This is a genomic window from Algibacter sp. Ld11, from assembly GCF_045066735.1.
Taxonomy (GTDB): domain Bacteria; phylum Bacteroidota; class Bacteroidia; order Flavobacteriales; family Flavobacteriaceae; genus Algibacter.
This window is the reverse complement of record NZ_JBISHH010000024.1, coordinates 390,109-410,839: the sequence shown is the minus strand read 5'-3', so window position 1 is coordinate 410,839 and position 20,731 is coordinate 390,109. Positions and strand designations below refer to the sequence as shown.

Genomic DNA, 20,731 nt, shown 5'->3' with positions numbered 1-20,731 from the left:
TTTTATTACCCTAAACTAATATGAAAAAAAAATTACTTGGTCTTTTTTTGGCAGGCTTTAGTGTGGCCTTTTCTCAAGGTAACATGACCCCTTTATCTACAGCAACAACAGCAGGTTCCGACTGGGAAACCACAACATTAACTGCCGATTTTGCTTTTGACTTTCCATGGGAAATAACCTATGGTCCCGATGATAAACTTTGGCTCACCGAGCGCGTTGGCGAAAAAATTGTACGTATTAGTACAACAGGTGGCGCTATTGAAACTTTAATAGATTTAAGCAGTAAAGTCGCTAACTCTAAACAAGGCGGATTAATGGGTATGGCAATCCATCCCGACTTGTACGCCAATATAGCTACTACAACTAACAACTACGTTTACGCAGCTTACTCTTACGAAAACTCTGGACTTAAACTTAGATTTGTTAGATTGGTTTACAACCATAGCACAGGCGTATTAACAGAAGATACGTCTTTAGATGCAAATGGAACTCTACTTGAAGGCTTACCGGCTAGTGGTGACCACAACTCTGGACGTTTAATAATTGGTCCAGATTACAAACTATATTACACTATTGGTGATCAAGGTGCAAACCAGTTCGATTATTCTTGTAACCCAGTATTATCTCAAGTATTACCGACTTCCCCAACAGATTACGACAATTACCCAGGGAAAACACTAAGACTAAACCTAGACGGTACAATTCCATCGGATAACCCTATTCTAAACGGTGTGCAAAGTCACGTTAACACTTACGGACATAGAAATGCACAAGGTATTATTTTTGCAAAAGACGGCACACTTTACGCTTCTGAGCACGGGGCAAAAGTAGACGATGAAATAAACGTTATTAAATCGGCTCAAAATTATGGTTGGCCAGAAATTGCTGGTTATTACGATAATTTAGCCTACACATACTGTAATTGGTCGTCTCTAGGAGGATCTTGCAACGCAGGCAGCTTTAGTGATCACAACTGCCCAAGTGGAGCAGAAACAGCCACAGAATACGAATCGTATCCAACGGCTAATGATGTCCCTGCTAATTTTGAACCACCAATTGGAACTTATGGAAGCACAATTGCAACAGATCCTGCTGGCGGATGGTTTACTTGGCCAACAATTGCTCCTTCTGGAATCGATATTCATGAAACTAATAATATACCTGGTTGGGGACGTTCCTTACTTATTCCTTCATTAAAAAAAGGAACTATTTACAGAGCTAAACTAACTGCCGATGGTAGTGATATTGTTGATGATACTTATGAAGAATTTCATTCGTCTAACGATCGTTATAGAGATATTGCGATCTCACCAGATGGTTTAACAATTTATGCTATTACCGATAACAGTGGTGGTACATCTGGACCTTCATCAGAAAGTAATGTTTCTATTGAAAACGGCGGAACCATAATAAAAATTAATTATTTAGGTACACAGGTTACAAATCCACCTGTTGCTAGTTGTCAAGATTTCATTTTAACTTTAGATGCTGATGGAAACGGTAATTTATTAGCAAGTGATATTGATAATGGCTCTACTGGAGGAACTGCTGGATTAGCTTCCATCACTCTAGACAAAGACACTTTCGACTGTTCTCACGTTGGCACAACGCAAACGGTTTGGTTAACTGCTACCGATAACGATGGTAACGAAAGTAGATGTAGCGCTATGGTTACCGTAAACGCTAATGCTAGTCCTAACCCGTTTACAACACCTACTCTAGAAGATGTTGTTAGTAACTGTGAAGTAACCGTTACAGCACCAACCTTAATTAATAATGCTTGTGTTGAAATTACAGCAACTACAACAGACCCGCTTACCTATTCTTCAGGAGAATCTGGAGTAATTACATGGCTTTTTAATGATGGTACAAATAGCGACACTACAACACAAAATGTAACTGTTAATACTTTATCTATACCAACTAACATATCTATAATTTCAGGTTCTAATTTTGCAAATGTAACTTGGGATAACATTGAGGATGTAAGCTTTAATGTAAGATATCGTGAAGAAGCAGGCGCTTGGACCACCATAAACACCATTAATAACGCTATAACATTAACCGGTTTAAGCTTATTAACTAATTATGAGTTAGAAATTAGTAGTGATTGTGGCGCTTCTGAATCTGCCTATAGTGCAACGGAAACTTTCACTACAACAGACATTGATTACTGTGATACTTTTGGTATTGTAAATAGCGATAATCACCATATTACAAGAGTAGAACTTGAATCTATAAATAATAGTTCTAACGGATCTACATATACCGATTTTACAGCATATTCGACAACATTAACCGCTTCTGAAACATACACCATAAATATTGATAAGTCTATTCCTGGAGACAGTTGGAAAACCGCCGGGTTTGGTGTATGGATAGATTATAATGGAGATGGCGATTTTGCAGATACTGACGAATTCGTTGCAGGAACTGTAGCAGGAACAGATTTATCTCCTTATGACCAAACAACACGTTCGTTTCAATTTACAGTACCTTCAAATATTACTATAGGAACAGCAAGAATGCGTGTTGCAATGATGCAATATTATACACCTTATGGAGGAAATGAACCTTGCGGAATAGTTAATAACGATGAAAACTCTTCGGAAGTTGAAGATTACACTATTAACTTAGAGGACAACACCTTATCTGCCACAGATATTGCTTTAGAAAGTATTTCTATATATCCTAACCCAATAAAAGACAACGTTGTGGTTAAATTACCATCTGCATATAATTATGCAGAACTAACAATAAGTTTATTCGATTTACAAGGTAGAACGATAAAGCAGGAATCTGCATTTAATTCACAAAATAGAATTACTCTTGATGGATTAAATCAATTGAATTCAGGGGTTTATTTTATTAGAATACAAGAAGGAAATAAAACATTAGCTTCCAAAAAGCTTATAAAAATGTAGTTTTAAACAACTCGAAATAAAAGTCCTCAATACCTTTTTGGTGTTGAGGATTTTTTTTGTCATCGCTTTAAAGAGAAATGGCCTGACAATTTTTGTCCATCTATAATAATTATGTACCAATAATCTCCCGTAGATAATTCGTTGCTATTAAAAGTACCGTCCCATTCAAAAGAGCCATTTCTTGTGAATTTTAATAATTTACCATACCGATCAAAAATAGATACTTCTGATTCACCATACTGCTCAATACCCGATAATTTAAAGCTATCATTATATCCATCATTATTAGGCGTAAAAAATTTAGGAATATAAAAATGAAGATACTCCTGAGTAGCCATACCTGAACAGTCCTGAGGTTTAATATAAATAGTGTAGAGCCCGCCTTCAATATTATAAAAACTAGAACTTGGCTGAAAAATATTACCATCAATAGAATATAGAAAGTTACCCGTATTTAAGGTTGAAATAATAATATCATTTCCATTTGATATTATGGACTCAATAACAGGCGTTTCTTCAACGGAAACATTAAAAACTCTAGTTTCATAATTACAAACACTTCCCGTAATTTCAACAGAAAAACGGCCTGAAGTATCAATACTTATCGTTTCCGTAGTTTCACCAGTACTCCAAAGATATAAAGGGTCTACAATAGTGGTTTCTGGATTTAAAACTAAAGTTTGAAACTCACACAGCACCAAATCATCTTCGAAAGTAAATCCTGGTTGCACTCCCAAAATATCCCAATTACAAGTTGTGGTATTAAATGTTGTGGTTTCCCAACACTCTAAACTAGGTTCTGCAGGTTGTGTTCCCGTTACATCCCAAGCACATGTTGTATTATTGAATGTAGCAATTTCATAACAAGCTGTTGTTGACGCTAAGGCCTGTGATCCTGTTATATCCCATGAACAAGTTGACGTATTAAAAATAGCACTCTGCCAACACTCTAAACTTGGCTGTGCAGGTTGTGTTCCTGTAACATCCCAAACACATGTTGTATTATTAAATGTAGCAATTTCATAACAAGCTGTTGTTGGCGCTATAGCCCGTGACCCTGTTATATCCCATGAACAAGTTGCCGTATTAAAAATAGCACTCTGCCAACACTCTAAACTTGGCTGCGCAGGTTGTGTTCCTGTAACATCCCAAACACATGTTGTATTATTAAATGTAGCAATTTCATAACAAGCTGTTGTTGGCGCTATAGCCTGTGACCCTGTTATATCCCATAAACAAGTTGCCGTATTAAAAGTAGCACTCTGCCAACACTCTAAACTTGGCTGTGCAGGTTGCGTTCCTGTAACATCCCAAGCGCATGTGGTATTATTAAATGTAGCAATTTCATAACAAGCTGTTGTTGGCGCTATAGCCTGTGACCCTGTTATATCCCATGAACAAGTTGCTGTATTAAAAGTAGCACTCTGCCAACACTCTAAACTTGGCTGTACAGGTTGCGTTCCTGTAACATCCCAAGCGCATGTGGTATTATTTATTGTTGCTGTTTGCCAGCATGAAATAGTTGGCATTGCTGGTAGAACAGCAACTTCTGCTTTATATTCTGTAGAAAATGATACGCATTGAGGATTACTTAAATTAATTGCCACTTGTGCAATTTTTGTTCGATAATAACTCGTTGTTGAAATTGATACAGAAATCGACGCATTTGTTTCCCCAACAATATCATTCCAAATTACACCATCCAAGCTTACTTGCCACTGATAAAAATGAGCACTATAAACCGAAAAATCTGGCGTAGCCGTTAATGTTGTGTTATATGGCGTTTCGGTACTGCATAAACTTACCGTACTACTATTTGATGTTTCTGTAGTTGTAACATAATCTCCACAAGATTTAAATTCAATATCATCAATAGCTAAATCATTACCACAGCCACCAACACCATTATTTATCATTTTTAATATTACCGTATTTTGAGATGCAAGCGTTTCAAAAACTAAACCGTACTTTTCCCAATTTGGGCTAGAGGTTTCAGTAATTCCACCTGTAATACCACTAGCTAGTAAATTAGCATCGGTGGCATCCCAAATTTCAAAACTTACATTAATCGGGATTGTTCCTCCTGCTTGTGTTGAACAAAAACTATTAGCTCTTACTAAATTTATTAACCATGCCGAAAACTCGTATGTGGTATTTTCACATAGCCCAGTAATAGTGGTTTTATAAAACTCGCCAGGAGCCGTGGCTGCATTTACAATTAAACATTTACCGTTAAAATCAGAATCTGTGTGATCTTCTATTTGGTGCCAATCAAAACCATTACCGAAAGTACCATTAGATACGGTGTAAAAACCATCACTAGGAAATCCATTAGAATAAGAATATGTTGTTACTCCAGAGGGTAAAGCATTATTTGATATTCCAGAACCAAAAGATTCTGTAAAAATAGGATCGCCTGAGTTTCCATTGCAAAATCCAAGTTGAGCATGTAATTTAGTTATTAAAAAACAAGAAAGAATGAGCCCTAATATGAGGTTTTTAGATATGATAATAGCTTAGTTTAAGTTGTTGGTTTTTTTGTTTAAAAAACAATGGTCTGGCTATATTATAAAATTAGAATTTATAATGCTTGTGTTTTTCAAAAAAACAGACCTATACAAAAACCATACAGACAACCAACACCCTATACACAAAGGCTATTTAAATAGATCTAATAAAAATGCCCGAATAAAATTCGGGCATAACCAACCAAAAATAAAGTTCTATATTAACGTTTTGTCAAGTCAAAAACTAGATCATATTTAATTGGGGACAAGTTCAACACGATCTGCATGCTGTTTGGTGTGATTAATTTTACGATTTTAATTAATAAAATCTATTCGTTTACTATTGCTACTACTTTATTTTCTGTTTTTACTATTTCGAAATCTGAAAATAAAACTTGACTCGCAATAAAGGCGAGCATAGCAAGTAATAAAATGCGCTTAAAATTTTTCATGGTTAAATAGGGTTTGGTAGATTGGTTACGCTAAAGTCAAAATTATTTTTGAAAAAGCAAAGAAAACCATAGAATATCTACACAAAAACTATTATTTCATGTATTTCATCGATAAAATGAGTATAAAAAGTAAGAATTAACTACAATTTAAAATATAAACACCTGTTAATCAATTATTTTGAAACCGGTATAAGATTGAAGCACTTCTGGAATAACAATACCATCTTCCGTTTGGTAGTTTTCTAATATTCCTGCAAGTACTCTTGGTAATGCTAATGAACTTCCGTTTAACGTATGCGCTAATTCATTTTTGCCTTCAGCATTTTTAAATCGAAGTTTTAATCGGTTAGCTTGAAAAGTTTCAAAATTAGATACAGAAGAAATTTCTAACCAACGATCTTGCGCTGTAGAAAATAATTCAAAATCGAAAGTTAACGCTGACGTAAAACCTAAATCACCACCACAAAGTCTTAAAATTCTATAAGGTAATTTCAACTCTTGCAGAATACCTTTAACATGCTCTACCATGCTATCTAAAGCCTTGTAAGAGTTTGCTGGGTGTTCTACACGTAAAATTTCAACTTTATCAAACTGGTGTAGTCTATTTAACCCACGCACATGTGCACCATAACTTCCAGCTTCACGTCTAAAGCAAGGTGTATACCCTGTAATCCCTACAGGTAATTCACTTTCATCAAGAATAGTATCTCTAAAAATATTAGTTCCTGGCACCTCAGCTGTTGGAATAAGGTACAAGTTATCTTCTCCAACATGGTACATTTGCCCTTCTTTATCAGGCAATTGTCCTGTACCAAAACCAGACGCTTCATTCACTAAAAGCGGTAATTGGTATTCGGTATATCCAGCCGCCACATTTTTATCTAAAAAGTAAGCAATTAAAGCACGTTGCAATCGAGCTCCTTTACCTTTGTACACTGGAAATCCTGCACCTGTAATTTTATTTCCAAGCTCAAAATCGATAATATCGTATTTTTTAGCAAGCTCCCAATGTGGTAATGCTCCAGCATGCAGTACAGGAATATCACCTTCTTTAAAAATCTCTTCGTTATCATCTTCAGTACTTCCTTTAGGTACCGTTTCATTTGGCACATTCGGAATTTTATACAATAATTGCGCTAGAGATTCGACTGTAGTATTTAATGTATCACTAAGTTCTTTAGAACTCTCTTTTAACTGGCTTGTTTTTTCTTTTAAAACATTTGCTTTTTGAGCCTGGCCAGATTTATACAAGTTTCCAATTTCTTTAGAAAGCGCATTGGATTCGGCTAGCGTGTTGTCTAATTCCGTTTGGATGCGTTTACGATCTTCATCTAGCGCAATAACGTCATTAATCATGCTGGTAGCATCGATGTTTCTTTTTTCCAATCGACTAATAACCAAATCTTTGTTTTCTCTAATAAAAGGTACTTGTAACATGTGTTGAAAATTTAAGCAACAAATTTAGGGAATTGGTAATTATTTTAAGCCGTTAGCAGCAACGAATTTCGCTAATTAGTTTCAATGATAGATTCGCAACAATTAAAAGTAAACAGTGCCACTTACTTAGCCTCTAAATCGGATGTTAAAATCCAATCGCTATGCGCAAGTGCTCGCCACTCTATGCTCGCTAAATCTACTTTTCTATCTGTGAAAAGCTTATACTTTCTACCGTTAATACTTACTTTAGAATTTACATAAACGGCAATATCCTCGCCTTTGGCTTGATATTCTTGCTTTAAGCGCTGTGCAAATTGCCACATAACGTCTGGCTTTGTACTTGCAGAACGTTTTTGTTTTGCCGTTAAATAATGGTTTAAATTAATAACCGCTCGATTTCCTGTTTTTTTGTTTTCTACGGTATACGATGTACTGCCGTGCTTAACTCTTAACATCATCCGCCAAGATAATCGATGACCTTCTTCTGTCCACAACACATTATCTTCTATAAAATGATGACGCAGTGGCAATGCGATTTGAATTATAAAATATACTGAAAACAAAGCCAGTAAAACCGTTTTTTTACTCGGAAGTATTACAGCGCCTTCTCTATATAAAGGTTTCTGTTTTAAAAAGATGTTCCTAATCGTTTCTGCTTCAAAAAAGAAAAGAGAAAAAGCTAAAGATAAAAAAGGAAAAATTCCAATTTGAAAAACAATAGAGTTAAACAAATGAAAGAACATGGAAATAAAAAACATATACTTTCGCGTTGGTTTGTAAAGCAACAATGGAATTATTAATCCATCGAACAAAATACCACCATAAGCTAGAAAATAATGCACTACTTTTTGCTGAAGTATTTCGCCAACTAAAACATAGTTTTTTTTCCCTTTCATTAAAAGTTCAATAACCGTAGTATCAATCCAATCGGGATAAAACTTAGCTACCGATGCGTAAGTATAAACTATAAGTAATTGCAAAACAAAAACCCATTTACACCACTGGGGCATTGAGAAACTTTTAATACTACTATTTTGGTGCGCATCTATAGAGGCATAAGTATTTGCTGGCATAAAAACCATAATACTACTAAGCAACATAAGTAAATAATAATGGTTATTGTAAGACGATTTTTGCATTAAATATGTGGCCGCCCACAATAAGGTAAACCCGATAATGCTAAAACGGTATTTATAACCCAACATAACACCTAAAGCAAAGGCTCCCATAATAGCATAATAAAAATACATGCCGTTTCCGGGAAGGGGTTGCAACCACTCGAAACCTATAAACGAAAACGTGAATTTTGGTTCTACCAACGTTTTAGTAACCCAACCTGTAAATATTGCACCAACCGATTCTAAAAAACATAACAACCCAAAAATAATACGGAATACAATAAGTGCCGAGTTATCAATATGTTTAAACAACCACTTATTAATCATTCAGCTTTTGGATATAATCTTGCGTAAAAATTTTATCTTTTGAGAGTTGTGCTTTTAAAACCTCAACCGATTCAAATTTTTCTTCATCACGAATGCGCTGTAACAAATTAATTTGAAGGTTTTCGTTATAAATATCTTTATCAAAATCTAGAAAATGAACTTCTATAGTTTGTTTGCTTCCATTAACGGTTGGATTCATACCAATATTCATCATGCCGTAAACCAGCCGCTCATTAATTAAAGATTTTACAATGTATGCACCTTGTTTTGGTATCAATTTATAATCTTCATTAATTTTAATATTTGCTGTTGGGTAATCGAGTTGTTTACCTAAACCTTTACCTCTTACAACACTGCCGTTAAGCATAAATTGATAACCTAAATAACTGTTTGCTTTGGCAATATCTCCATCCATTAAAGCACTTCTAATTTTTGTAGAACTTACCGAAACATCATCAATGTCTTGAGCCGAAATTTCTTCAACCTCAAATCCAAAACGCTCACCAAATTTTTTTAAATCGTTAATATCTGCATTTCTATTTCTACCAAAACGATGGTCGTAACCAATAATTACTTTTTTTGCACGCAGCTTATCCACTAATATTTGTTTTACAAAATCTTCTGCCGAAAGGCGAGAAAAATCGATTGTGAATTTTTTAACCAACAAATAATCTAAACCCAAAGCCTCCAAAATATCATGGCGCTCATCGATTGTATTTATCAGTTTTATATTAGAATCTTTTTGCAATACCATACGTGGATGCGGAAAAAAAGTAAGAACCACAGATTTTAACCCTTGTAAATTTCCTTGATTAATTAACCGTTTAACTATTTTTTGATGCCCAATATGTACACCATCGAAGGTACCAATGGTTACAATGGTATCGCGGTTTTCTATAGCATTTGCAGAATTACTTAACTTCAACGTATCAATTTTGCACAAATTTACTTATTAAGTCTGTATTAAACCATTAAAGAAAGCGACTATTTAAAATAGAAACGAAAGTTACTCGATTAAAAAACGGGTTGAAAGGTAAGGTTTACCGCAATAAACGTGATTATTTTAACCTCCTTCAAAGATTTTTTTGTTATTCCTAACTTAACAACCTATTTTTATTGTCTATGCTTTTTTTAAAATTATAAGAATGAAACATTTACACCCTAAATCGACGCTTTTTTTATTACTAGTTTTTTTCTTTGCTAATTTTGGAAATAGCCAAAACGGACGAGATTTATGGGGACAAACGTCTCAAAACAAAGCTGCTAATTCTAAAAACCTAGTACGAAAATCAAATCCTGCCAAGTCATTAGAGTATAGTCTAAATATTGAAGGGTTAAAAGCTTATTTAAAAAACGCACCAAAACGAGAAGATAAAACAACAACCAGTGTTGTTTTAAGCTTTCCTGTTTCTAGCGGAAGTTTCGAACAATTTACAATACGAGAAGCATCTATTTTACACCCAGATCTCCAGGCAAAAATGCCCGATTCTAGAAGTTATATTGGAAAAAGTATAGATAATCCAGAAAACACCATTCGATTTAGTATAACACCACAAGGCTTGCACACCATGCTTATCTCTGCTAATCAAGGAACACAATTTATAGACCCAATAAGCTACGGCCAAAACAACTATTTGGTATACAGTAAAAGTGATTTGCCCCAGTTAGACGATCCTTTTTCTTGTGGTTTTATTGGTAAAGAAGTTTCAGAAAAAACAGCAGGAATCAAAGCAACCACTGCAGCTTTAAATGATGGATTTATTAGAACCTACAGAATAGCTATTGCAAGCACTATTGAATATTCTGAATTTCATTGGATGGCTGCAGGTCTAAATGCCTCTGCCACTACAACCGACAAAAAAAATGCAGTCATGAATGCCATGATTGTTACTATGACAAGAGTTAACGCGGTTTACGAAAGAGAATTATCTATAAGTATGCAATTTGTAGCAAACAATATGGATGTTATTTTTATAGGTTCCGATTCTTTCACTAATGATGATGACGATCTATTAATAAACGAAAGCCAAACTCAAATCGATAATATTATTGGAAACGGTAATTACGATATTGGGCATACATTCAGCACTGGAGCAGGAGGTTTAGCAGAGTTAGGATCTGTATGCCGTACAACATCAAAAGCAAGAGGTGTTACAGGCTCGTCTTCTCCTGTTGGCGATGCGTACGATATTGATTATGTTGCTCACGAATTAGGCCACCAATTTGGAGCCCCACACACTTTTAATAGTAATCAAAGTAACTGTGCTGGCGCTAACAGAACATCTACCAGCGCATACGAACCAGGAAGCGGAACAACCATAATGGCATACGCAGGACTTTGCAGTCCAGACAATATACAAGCTAATAGTAACGACTATTTTCACCAAAACAGCTTACAACTTATTTGGAGTTATTTAAACACTCCTAATGGTGCATCCTGCGGTGTTCAAACAGCAAGTGGCAATGCAGCACCAGAAGCTTTAGTAGATGGAACTAATTATACCATACCAATCTCTACACCGTATAAACTTTCAGGATCATCGACAGATAATGATGGCACAACATCGCATACTTACACTTGGGAACAATACGATTTAGGCAGCTCTGGTTTACCTTCTGAAACCAACACTACCGGACCATTAGTACGCTCTTATCAAGGCACAACTAACCCAACAAGATATATTCCTGCGTTACAAGATTTAGCTTATTTTAACGGTTCTACAACTTGGGAAAAACTACCATCGGTGGCACGCAATATCAACTTTAAACTTACCGTAAGGGATAATGAAACCTTTGGAAGAACAGCTTCGGCCGATATGATGGTAACTACCACGGCAGCAGCCGGTCCGTTTGCCGTAACATCTCAAAACACATCTGGTTTAAGCTGGGCGCAAGGCGCTACAGAGAACATCACTTGGGATGTAGCAGGAACCACTGCTAATGGCATTAATACAGCTAAAGTAAATATTTTGTTATCTACCGATGGCGGACTAACTTATCCCACAACACTAGCATCTAGTGTAGATAACGATGGATCGGAAGATATTACAGTACCAAACATTACAGCCGCAAAATGTAGAATAATGATTGAAGCAGATGGCAACATCTTTTTTGCAATAAATAATGAAGATTTTGCGATTGGATATACAGTTACCACAACTTGTAACCAATATAGCGCATCGCCAAACGCAAGTATTCCAGATAATGCCACAGCTTTTGAATACACCAGTCTTAATGTGAGTGAATCTACAACTATAACAGATATTAATGTTGGCGTAAATATTACACACAGCTACAAAGGAGATTTACAGCTTGCCCTAATAAGCCCAAGTAATGAAGCTATTAATTTAATAACACCTTTATACTGTAGCGTAGGGAGTTTAGTGGTTAAGTTTGATGATGACGCTACCGCTTTGGATTGCAACAGTACTTCAGGAAATGAAGCCTATAAAGCCATAGAAAGCTTATCCGGCTTTAATGGAGAGGACTCTAATGGAAATTGGACATTGGCTTATGCCGATTTAGAGAGTGGAGATACAGGTACTTTAAATTCTTGGTATGTTGAAATTTGCGAGACTACTCTAGTCCCATTAAGCGTAACATCCTTTACTCTTGAAGAATTAAAAGTTTTCCCTAACCCGAATAATGGCGAATTCACCTTTAAGCTCGCTACAACATCTAACGAAGTTAATGTTGAGGTATATGATATACGCGGTCGTCGCATCTACAAACAAGCTTTTGAAGGTAATGGCAGTATTAACGAAAATATTAATTTAAACCATGTGCAATCGGGCATGTACATTTTAAATGTAACCGATGGTTTTAAACAGGATACCAGGAAAATTATTGTTGAATAACTAAAACTGTAAACTTATTTACCGTTAAAACCATTCATGGTATTACTCATTCCTGCTAAACCGAAAGATTTAATAAGTTCTACAGATTTGGTTAAACGCTCTTTTAGAGTTTTGTTTTCCTCTTCGCTCCACTCGCCAAGAACATAATCTATTTGCTTGCCTTTACTGAAGGCATCGCTAATTCCGAAACGAAATCTGTTATATTTTGTGGTATTTAGTGTACTTTGGATATCCTTTAATCCGTTGTGACCACCGTCGCTACCTTTTGTTTTTACACGAATACTACCAAAGGGTAAATTAAGATCGTCGGTAATTACTAATAAATTTTCTAAAGGAATTTTCTCCTTGGTAAGCCAGTATTGTACAGCTTTACCACTTAAATTCATGTAAGTACTTGGCTTGAGTAAAATAAAAGTGCGCCCTTTTAACTTGTAGGTGGCGAGATCGCCTAATTTTTGAGTGGTAAAGGAGATGTCTTCCTGGCTTGCTAAGTGATCTAACACTTTGAAACCTATATTATGGCGTGTGTTTGCATACTCTGCTCCAATATTACCTAAACCAACTACTAAATATTTTTTCATAGGATTTTGCTCTTCTATGTTATTTTCTTTTCTGAATATTTTTAATAAAAATTGCCACATTTTATGGTTTTATTTTAAACAAACATAACCAATATACACCTAACTTATAATACTTGTCTATTCTTAACAAGTTTGCCTTTGCGTTAGGGATTGCAGTGAAAAGCCCACAGCTTTACCAATGGTAATTGGTGGAGCGCGGACTTGCAACGTAAAGCCCGACCCTTTTCGGGTAACGCCCAAATTATTATTTTTTGTAAAAATAAAAAAGCATCCTGAATTAACAGAATGCTTTTTGTATTTTGATGTGAATATGTTCTATTCTTGAGCTTCTGCTGCTGGAACTTCTGCTGCTGCACCTTCTTCTTCTTCTTCATCTTCAACAACTGCTGTTCTAGATGTTTTAATTTGACATACAACTGTATTATCTGTATGTAAGAATGTGTATTTTTCGTTTGCTAATTCGCTAACGGCAACTTTATCACCAATTTTTAATGGAGTAATATCTACTTCAATAAAATCAGGAAGGTTTGCAGGAAGTGCTTTAACACGTAATTTACGGTTGTTTCTACGTAAGATACCACCATTTTTAACACCTTTTGAGTTTCCTATTAAGTTTACAGGAATATCTAAAGCGATTTCTTTGTCTTCGAATAACTGATAGAAATCTACGTGTAAAATTCTGTCTGTTACTGGGTGAAATTGAATGTCTTGTAAAACGGCATTGAAAGTTTCACCACCTTCTAAATTAATCACAACTGTATGCGCATTAGGCGTGTATACTAGTTTTGAGAAGGCTAATTCTGCTGATGCAAAATGTACTGGTTTGTCTCCTCCGTATAATACGCAAGGAACCTGACCAGCATTACGTAAGGCTTTTGCTGCTTTTTTGCCTACGCTTTCTCTTTGAGATCCGTTGATTGTAATTGATTTCATTTTTAATATATATATTTAATTAATACTCTAATTTGTATTTTCCTTTTCAGGAAAAATTACATTACAAAACTTGAACTGATAGATGTATTGTTATGAACCTTATCCATAACTTGAGCAAATAAATCTGCGCAACTTAATACACGAATTTTATCGCTTAATGGTTTTACCGGAATTGAATCGGTTACAATAAGTTCTTCTAATTTTGATTTTTCTAATTTTTTATACGCATCACCAGATAAAATTGGATGTGTACATATAGCTCTAACACTTAATGCACCACGCTCCATCATTAAATCGGCCGCTTTTGCTAATGTTCCGGCTGTATCAACCATATCATCTACCAACACAACGTTTTTACCTGTTACGTCACCAATAAGTTCCATATGTGAAATTACATTAGCTTTTGCACGTTGCTTATAACAAATTACTACATCACTTTTTAATGCTTTAGAATAAGCATAGGCTCTTTTAGAACCTCCCATATCTGGAGAAGCAATAGTTAAGTTTGGTAAATTTAAGCTGCGTAAGTATGGTAAAAATATCGTGGATGCAAAAAGGTGATCTACTGGTTTTTCGAAAAAACCTTGTATTTGATCGGCATGCAAATCCATAGTAATTATACGTGTTGCTCCTGCTGCTTCTAGCATTTTTGCAACCAATTTTGCCGCAATTGGCACTCTTGGTTTATCTTTTCTGTCTTGCCTTGCCCAACCAAAATAAGGTAAAACGGCTGTAATGTGTCTGGCAGATGCACGTTTTGCAGCATCAATCATTAACAACATTTCCATTAAGTTTTCTGGACCTGGGTTTGTTGAACCAATAATAAAAATACGTGCTCCACGTATAGACTCCTCATAAGACGGTTGAAATTCACCATCGCTATAGGTTGAGGTAATTACTTTACCTAGCTCTGCACCGTAAGCTTTAGCGATTTTCTCGCCAAGGACTTTACTTTGAGTGCACGCAAAAATTTTAGCTTCTGTTACTACTATAGGCATGGTTAATGTGTTGTGTTGTAGCGATAAAACTATCACTTGTTTTAAACAGGGTGCAAATTTATGGATTTATTTTTACCTAAAATGTATATTGATGCGTATTTTTTGGGTTATATATCGAAAAAATCTATATTTTTGCTGCTCCAAACGCTCAAGTGGTGGAATTGGTAGACACGTCGGATTCAAAATCCGATTCTTCGGAGTGCGGGTTCGATTCCCGCCTTGAGTACTTTTTAAGACCGTAAACAAATGATTGACAGGTGTTTACGGTTTTTTTAGGCCGACATTTTGCCGAAAAAATTTATATTTTGAAGTGTTTTTTCAATCTATTTCTCCGTTTATCGTTTCCATAATTTCACGAAAACTAGCTAATCCAGATTCTATATTTTCAATAATCTCATTAGCTAAAATGTCTGGATCAGGTAAATTATCTAAATCCGTTAGACTTTTATCCCTGAGCCAGAAAATATCTAAACTGGTTTTATCTCTTACAATGACCTCATCATAACTGTATTTTCTCCATCTACCATCTTCATTTTCTTCGCTCCAAGTTTCTTTTCGTTTGTTAATGTTTTTACCATTATACAACTCAATAAACTCTTTTAAATGCTCTTGACGCATTGGACTTTTCTTTGGTGTATGATGTACGTTTGTTCTGTAATCATAAAACCAAATGTCTTTTGTCCAAGCCTCTTTACATGCAGGCTTGTTGTTAAAAAACAAAACATTTGCTTTTACGCCTTGAGCATAGAATATTCCTGTTGGTAATCTTAAGATAGTGTGCAATTCAGTAGTTTGCATTAATTGCTTTCTAACTTCTTCTCCAGCTCCACCTTCAAACAATACATTGTCAGGAAGCACAACAGCTGCTTCTCCGTTTATTTTTAATTGTGTTTTTATATGTTGCAAGAAGTTTAATTGCTTGTTGGACGTTTTTTCCCAAAAGTCTTGACGATTATAACTTAAATCTTCCTTTACAATTTCTCCTTGTTCGTTGGTAAACGTCATGCTACTTTTTTTACCAAAAGGCGGATTTGCTAACACATAATCGTAACGTTCACCATCATCTGCAATTAAGGCGTCATTAGGATTGATAAACGATTCTCCGTCTATTTCTCCAATGTTGTGCAAATACATATTCATTAAACACATCCTACGTGTGTTGGCAACAATTTCGTTACCGTAAAAGGTTTTGTTCTTTAAAAACTCTTTTTCTTCTCGGTCTAATTTGTTGTTATCTACAATCCAATCGTAGGCAGCTAAAAAGAAACCACCAGTTCCACAAGCCGGGTCAACAATAGTTTTTAATGGTTTTGGCTCTACACAGGCTACCATTGTTTTTATCAATGCTCTTGGTGTAAAATATTGTCCAGCTCCACTTTTGGTGTCTTCTGCATTTTTCTCTAAAAGTCCTTCATAGATTTTACCTTTTATATCAGCTCCCATCATCGACCAATCCTCTTTGTCAATTAGGTTAATGACTTTTAGCAGTTTGGCTGGATCTTGAATTTTATTCTGGCTTTTTGTAAAAATTTGTCCAAGCGTTCCTTTTTCTGTAGAAAGTGTTCGCAGCAATTGACTGTAAAACGATTCTAATTCTGCACCACGTTTTCCAGAAAGTGTTTCCCAATTGCAAATTTCCGAATCTTCTATTTCGTTGCCTTCAACATCTTTTAGTTTCGGAAAAACCAACCCTTTATTATAAGGTGGTTTGTTTAATTCATCTGCCATTTTTAAGAATAGCAAATAGGTGATTTGCTCTAAATAATCTCCATAACCTACTCCATCATCACGAAGCACGTTTGCGAGGTTCCATATTTTTGATATTATACTTGAATCTGTCATTTTAATTATTTTCTATCATTTCAAGAATAGACTCTTTAGCCAATTCTAATTGCTCTTTTACGTGTGGTCTTTTTTCTTTTCTCAATCTTTTTGTTATTGATTTAAAAGATTTTTTTCTTACGTTAAGTTCGTCAATATAATCAAGGACAATAATATATCTATGTAAATTACATAACTTATATGTATCAGGACCTTTCGTATTTGGCTTTGGGACTAAAAAAAACTCATCTTGGATTTCGAAATGATCTGACCACTTATCAAAATGTGGATTAAAAATTTTAAACTCATTTGTATCTGTGGGACAATGGTTAGGTGAGTGTCCATAATTGTTTTCATGCTGCATCATTGTGTTTTCTACTCCTTTAGAAGAATTACAATTAATACATGCGATTGATAAATTATGTTGTACAAACATCCATTGTGGTTTTTTTATTCTAGGTACAATATGTTCAATTGCATTTCCACTGCCATCTGGACTAATAGTGATTCTACAATAAGCACACTTTCTGTTTTGTCTCCTTGCATAATGTTTTCGAACATTGCTTTTTAAATTTTTGAAACACGACTTTTCCCAGTCATCTTTTAAGTATGTTGGGTTAGCATTTAAAATGGCCTGTTCCGCATTTTTAACTGGATAAGTCTTGCCTTTTAATGAGTAATCTAAAATTTTATCGAGTTTAGCCATACTTTTCAATTAACTTATCTACGATTTCTTTTAAAGGGTCCTCTTTGGATAATTTATCAATGTTTTTCTCTATTAATTCATTCACTAAAGACTTTATTACACCAGTGTTTTTATCAGGATTTGCAATTTCATCCAATATTTCGCCTATTTTTTCGGAAATAAAATGATTTCTTGTAGTAGGAACTTGAAAAACTTCTAAAAGAACTTCTTCTGCAGACCAACCATAAGTATTTTTGCTAATCTCAATAGACTCAATTTCTCCGTCTCTCTTTTTTAATCCAATAATATTTGAATTCTCTCCTGGTAAATCTGAAACTAAAAAATGACTGTGAGTAGCTATAATTATGTGAGATGTTACTCTATCTGTATCTGCAAATAATTCTCTAATAAACTGCAAATATTTCATTTGCCAATTTGGATGTAAACTTATTTCAGGTTCATCTATAATTATTAAGCTGTCAGCACGAGTAGAAGCCATTAAGCCAATCATAGTTGTAAACAAATGAAATTCACCAGAACTTGCATTTTGTAACTCTACATCTTTATCTGAAAACTTAATAGTCGGTGCGGTTATTAACCCAATTTTCCGTAACCAATCAATATCATATTGATGTTCTTTTAGAAATGCCATTTGGTCATTATCGCGTAAATCAAAATTCAATGTCTTTGCGCTACTTTTTCTAATATCAGTTAGCCTATTTTCATTAACAAGCTGGTTTACAAAATTCACTTTATTAAGCAACTCCGTAACGTTCTTTTTTAGTTTTTTAAAATCTGCTAATTTAAATGGCGCTATCTTACCTTCATAATTTTTTTCAATCTCTTTAAAGTGTGCATCTAATATTTCTGCAGTTAGATTTCCTGTATAAAACATTTTATAATTTATCGTTTTATACTGAACCATAAAAGAACCTGTTGCACCAACAAAATCTATTAAGTTACTTATTCCTTTTTGGAAATATTTATTTTCTATTGCCTTAATAATTAATTCAACTGTTCTTCGGACGTAAAATCCTGTACTTGTTTGCTGTCTTGTGCTTCTAATGCCCAAATAATGGTATGGTGCAAACCGTATTTTTTCTTTTTCGTTTCGTTGGACAAAGAACTTATCTGTCATCATTATAGATTGAGCAACTATCTGAAGTGGATAGTAACTGTAATACTCTTCATCAGAAATTGAAACAGTTTTAGAATTTGAATCAAACAGGTTTCCTCTTAAATGGGTTTTGCCAGCTGTAGTGAGGGCTATAAGTTTCATATTAAGACCATTTGAATACTTATACACTTTACCACCTATTGTATACTCTAATGTAAAAAAAAACTGTAGTGGTTTATATTGTGATTCTTCGGGCACAAAATGCTGATAGAAATCTCTCCAAATCAATAATAAGCATTTTAAAATTTCACTTTTACCTGTACCGTTTGGGCCAATGATTATAGTAAAATAGGGCGAGTTTTTATCGTGGTCATCGCCATCATAAAACTTAAACTCATTAGTGCCAAGTATAGGATGTTTAGTTAGAGATAAACTTATTATTCTGAACCCTTTCATACTTTTTCTTTTTTTATCCGCTCCAACAAAACACTAGCAGGTTCATAAGCTGCATCGGCTTTACATTTTGCAATTTCTTCTTTGCTTAACAATTTACCTTCAAATGCTTTTTTGAGAATACTTTGGCGTAAGGCTTGGGCTTTTTCTAAACTGTCTGCAATGTCTTTTTCAACTTTATCACAAACCGATAAACGACTTTCTATTTCTTTGACGATTTGGTGTTGTTCTTGAATAGAACAAAGAGGGAAATCAAAATTCATTATTCGCCCTTGATTAAGAGCTTTTTGATTATTACCAGAACCAACTCTTCTATTTCCTTCATATTTTAAAAATAGATAGTGAAATAAATATTTTGGTTCAAACCCAATTTCAGAAACTCTAATCGCAGCTGTATTTTGATTATGACAAGCTTCAATCTCTAAAATAGCAGCTTGACCTCTTGTTTTTCCTTCACCAATCATTGCCAACATTACTGTTCCTTTAGGATGTAAAGAAGTTGAAGCGTTATTTAAACCTTTGGCAGTTATTTTTTCTTTGGTTTGATAAATTGATTTAAATGCCACTTCACCACTACTAACCCAATTAATATTACCATTTTGCCAATATTCTATTTTGCTTCGACTTGGCGTTGAGCCAACGAAAACTTGAAACACATTGCCTAATTTGACTAATTTCCATTCTGTGGGTAATTTATCTAATTCTGATAATTCAAGTTCGGTAAATTCATCAACAAATTTTAATGCTCTTGGTTTTGTTGGCTTTCTTTCAACTTTACCATTTTTCTCCCAAACTTTAACAGCTTCTTTCCAATCTGTTAATTGTTCGTCATAATGTTTTTGGCGTTCTTCTTTTATCTGCTCCAACAATTCATTGGCAGTTGGTAAGTTAATTTGTTTCTCTCTCCATTCTTTCGTCAATTCCCCCTCAAAAGCCTTTTTTAAAACCGCTTGTCTATAAATAACCAATTGGTCTTGTGCTTTTTTAAGGTCGGTAATACCACTATCTAAACTACTAAAAAGTTCTTCTATCCTTTTTACAATTGCTTTTTGTTCAACTAAAGGTGGAAGAGGAATAATCTGCGCAAAAACATCTTTATCCCTAACAGCTGGATAAGAAGTCCCTCTTTGTAACTTATTTAAAGAATTTAAAAAGACTGTAGATAAACTTCTGAAAAACAAATAATCTGAATCTAAAACACCTTTTTTGGATCTTAGTACAGTGAAGCCAGATGAAACTATTTCATCATTATATTCTTCCTTATTTACTTTCGCTATATTTTTTAAATACGTCCTAACTGTGGAAAATAAAACGTCATCTTTTTTAATTATTTGTTGAGCTCGTGATGGTGCGTCTTCCCAAGTATATTCTTTATGACTTATTATTTTGTTTACGTGATTATCTATTGCTCCAATATCCAAATACTTTAATTTTTCGGATAAAGGCATTTCCTTTCGCTTTACCTTTAATACCTTTTCACATACTTGATCTAACGTACTTTCGATCCAATCTTCTCTCATA

14 protein-coding genes and 1 tRNA gene are annotated in these 20,731 nt (G+C 34.6%); 3 read left to right on the top strand and 12 right to left on the bottom strand.

Annotation, left to right across the window (positions count from 1 at the left end):
* Positions 1-20 precede the first annotated feature (20 nt).
* The gene (locus tag ACJJV4_RS12130; RefSeq protein ID WP_405294774.1) at positions 21-2,924 is read left to right on the top strand and encodes a PQQ-dependent sugar dehydrogenase; all 2,904 of its coding nucleotides are present in this window, start codon (positions 21-23) and stop codon (positions 2,922-2,924) included.
* Between the two features lie 59 nt (positions 2,925-2,983).
* On the opposite strand, the gene ACJJV4_RS12125 is transcribed toward ACJJV4_RS12130, so the two are convergent.
* The 5 genes from ACJJV4_RS12125 to ACJJV4_RS12105 all read right to left on the bottom strand — a co-directional run bounded on the left by ACJJV4_RS12125 (position 2,984) and on the right by ACJJV4_RS12105 (position 9,690).
* Complete coding sequence (locus tag ACJJV4_RS12125; RefSeq protein ID WP_405294772.1) at positions 2,984-4,840, bottom strand: T9SS type B sorting domain-containing protein; 1,857 nt, start codon at positions 4,838-4,840, stop codon at positions 2,984-2,986.
* Positions 4,841-5,760: 920 nt separating this feature from the next.
* Positions 5,761-5,883, bottom strand: a complete 123-nt coding sequence (locus tag ACJJV4_RS12120) for a hypothetical protein (protein ID WP_405294770.1) — start codon at positions 5,881-5,883, stop codon at positions 5,761-5,763.
* 165 nt (positions 5,884-6,048) lie between these two features.
* Positions 6,049-7,320 (bottom strand): serine--tRNA ligase, encoded by a 1,272-nt coding sequence (gene serS / locus ACJJV4_RS12115; protein ID WP_405294768.1) that lies wholly within the window; start codon positions 7,318-7,320, stop codon positions 6,049-6,051.
* Between the two features lie 122 nt (positions 7,321-7,442).
* The gene (locus ACJJV4_RS12110) at positions 7,443-8,765 is read right to left on the bottom strand and encodes an HTTM domain-containing protein (protein ID WP_405294766.1); all 1,323 of its coding nucleotides are present in this window, start codon (positions 8,763-8,765) and stop codon (positions 7,443-7,445) included.
* On the bottom strand, positions 8,758-9,690 hold the full coding sequence (locus ACJJV4_RS12105; RefSeq protein ID WP_405294764.1) for a bifunctional riboflavin kinase/FAD synthetase: 933 nt from the start codon (positions 9,688-9,690) through the stop codon (positions 8,758-8,760). Before ACJJV4_RS12105 ends, ACJJV4_RS12110 begins: the two co-directional genes overlap by 8 nt.
* Positions 9,691-9,910: 220 nt before the next feature.
* Here ACJJV4_RS12105 and ACJJV4_RS12100 point away from each other — a divergent pair, with 220 nt between their 5' ends.
* Positions 9,911-12,622 carry a reprolysin-like metallopeptidase gene (locus tag ACJJV4_RS12100; protein WP_405294762.1) on the top strand — a complete coding sequence of 904 codons (2,712 nt, stop codon included), beginning with the start codon at positions 9,911-9,913 and terminating at the stop codon, positions 12,620-12,622.
* A gap of 14 nt (positions 12,623-12,636) precedes the next feature.
* On the opposite strand, the gene pth is transcribed toward ACJJV4_RS12100, so the two are convergent.
* The 3 genes from pth to ACJJV4_RS12085 form a co-directional block, all read right to left on the bottom strand.
* Entirely contained in the window at positions 12,637-13,263 is a 627-nt protein-coding gene (gene pth / locus ACJJV4_RS12095; RefSeq protein ID WP_405294760.1) for an aminoacyl-tRNA hydrolase, read from the bottom strand.
* Between the two features lie 255 nt (positions 13,264-13,518).
* Positions 13,519-14,136 carry a 50S ribosomal protein L25/general stress protein Ctc gene (locus ACJJV4_RS12090; protein WP_405294758.1) on the bottom strand — a complete coding sequence of 206 codons (618 nt, stop codon included), beginning with the start codon at positions 14,134-14,136 and terminating at the stop codon, positions 13,519-13,521.
* Positions 14,137-14,192: 56 nt separating this feature from the next.
* Positions 14,193-15,134: a ribose-phosphate pyrophosphokinase gene (locus ACJJV4_RS12085; protein ID WP_405294756.1), complete on the bottom strand. Its 942-nt coding sequence runs from the start codon at positions 15,132-15,134 to the stop codon at positions 14,193-14,195.
* Positions 15,135-15,280: 146 nt separating this feature from the next.
* Here ACJJV4_RS12085 and ACJJV4_RS12080 point away from each other — a divergent pair.
* Positions 15,281-15,360 (top strand) — tRNA-Leu (locus ACJJV4_RS12080).
* 92 nt (positions 15,361-15,452) lie between these two features.
* Here the strand turns inward: ACJJV4_RS12080 and ACJJV4_RS12075 are convergent.
* Genes ACJJV4_RS12075 through ACJJV4_RS12060 form a run of 4 tightly spaced genes read right to left on the bottom strand, consistent with a single transcriptional unit; the run spans position 15,453 to position 20,730 of the window.
* The gene (locus ACJJV4_RS12075) at positions 15,453-16,976 is read right to left on the bottom strand and encodes an N-6 DNA methylase (RefSeq protein WP_405294754.1); all 1,524 of its coding nucleotides are present in this window, start codon (positions 16,974-16,976) and stop codon (positions 15,453-15,455) included.
* Position 16,977: 1 nt separating this feature from the next.
* Complete coding sequence (locus ACJJV4_RS12070; protein WP_405294752.1) at positions 16,978-17,661, bottom strand: HNH endonuclease; 684 nt, start codon at positions 17,659-17,661, stop codon at positions 16,978-16,980.
* The gene (locus ACJJV4_RS12065) at positions 17,654-19,213 is read right to left on the bottom strand and encodes an AAA family ATPase (RefSeq protein ID WP_405294751.1); all 1,560 of its coding nucleotides are present in this window, start codon (positions 19,211-19,213) and stop codon (positions 17,654-17,656) included. Before ACJJV4_RS12065 ends, ACJJV4_RS12070 begins: the two co-directional genes overlap by 8 nt.
* Entirely contained in the window at positions 19,210-20,730 is a 1,521-nt protein-coding gene (locus tag ACJJV4_RS12060) for a restriction endonuclease subunit S (RefSeq protein ID WP_405294749.1), read from the bottom strand. Before ACJJV4_RS12060 ends, ACJJV4_RS12065 begins: the two co-directional genes overlap by 4 nt.
* Between the last annotated feature and the right edge of the window lies 1 nt (position 20,731).

Excerpts from the sequence above, each read along its gene's own strand:
- ACJJV4_RS12070 (WP_405294752.1), bottom strand. The coding sequence starts at position 17,661 with ATGGCTAAACTCGATAAAATTTTAGATTACTCATTAAAAGGCAAGACT.
- ACJJV4_RS12060 (WP_405294749.1), bottom strand. The coding sequence starts at position 20,730 with ATGAGAGAAGATTGGATCGAAAGTACGTTAGATCAAGTATGTGAAAAG.
- ACJJV4_RS12125 (WP_405294772.1), bottom strand. The coding sequence starts at position 4,840 with ATGATAAATAATGGTGTTGGTGGCTGTGGTAATGATTTAGCTATTGAT.
- pth (WP_405294760.1), bottom strand. The coding sequence starts at position 13,263 with ATGTGGCAATTTTTATTAAAAATATTCAGAAAAGAAAATAACATAGAA.
- ACJJV4_RS12090 (WP_405294758.1), bottom strand. The coding sequence starts at position 14,136 with ATGAAATCAATTACAATCAACGGATCTCAAAGAGAAAGCGTAGGCAAA.
- ACJJV4_RS12065 (WP_405294751.1), bottom strand. The coding sequence starts at position 19,213 with ATGAAAGGGTTCAGAATAATAAGTTTATCTCTAACTAAACATCCTATA.
- ACJJV4_RS12075 (WP_405294754.1), bottom strand. The coding sequence starts at position 16,976 with ATGACAGATTCAAGTATAATATCAAAAATATGGAACCTCGCAAACGTG.
- ACJJV4_RS12120 (WP_405294770.1), bottom strand. The coding sequence starts at position 5,883 with ATGAAAAATTTTAAGCGCATTTTATTACTTGCTATGCTCGCCTTTATT.
- ACJJV4_RS12110 (WP_405294766.1), bottom strand. The coding sequence starts at position 8,765 with ATGATTAATAAGTGGTTGTTTAAACATATTGATAACTCGGCACTTATT.
- serS (WP_405294768.1), bottom strand. The coding sequence starts at position 7,320 with ATGTTACAAGTACCTTTTATTAGAGAAAACAAAGATTTGGTTATTAGT.
- ACJJV4_RS12130 (WP_405294774.1), top strand. The coding sequence starts at position 21 with ATGAAAAAAAAATTACTTGGTCTTTTTTTGGCAGGCTTTAGTGTGGCC.
- ACJJV4_RS12100 (WP_405294762.1), top strand. The coding sequence starts at position 9,911 with ATGAAACATTTACACCCTAAATCGACGCTTTTTTTATTACTAGTTTTT.
- ACJJV4_RS12085 (WP_405294756.1), bottom strand. The coding sequence starts at position 15,134 with ATGCCTATAGTAGTAACAGAAGCTAAAATTTTTGCGTGCACTCAAAGT.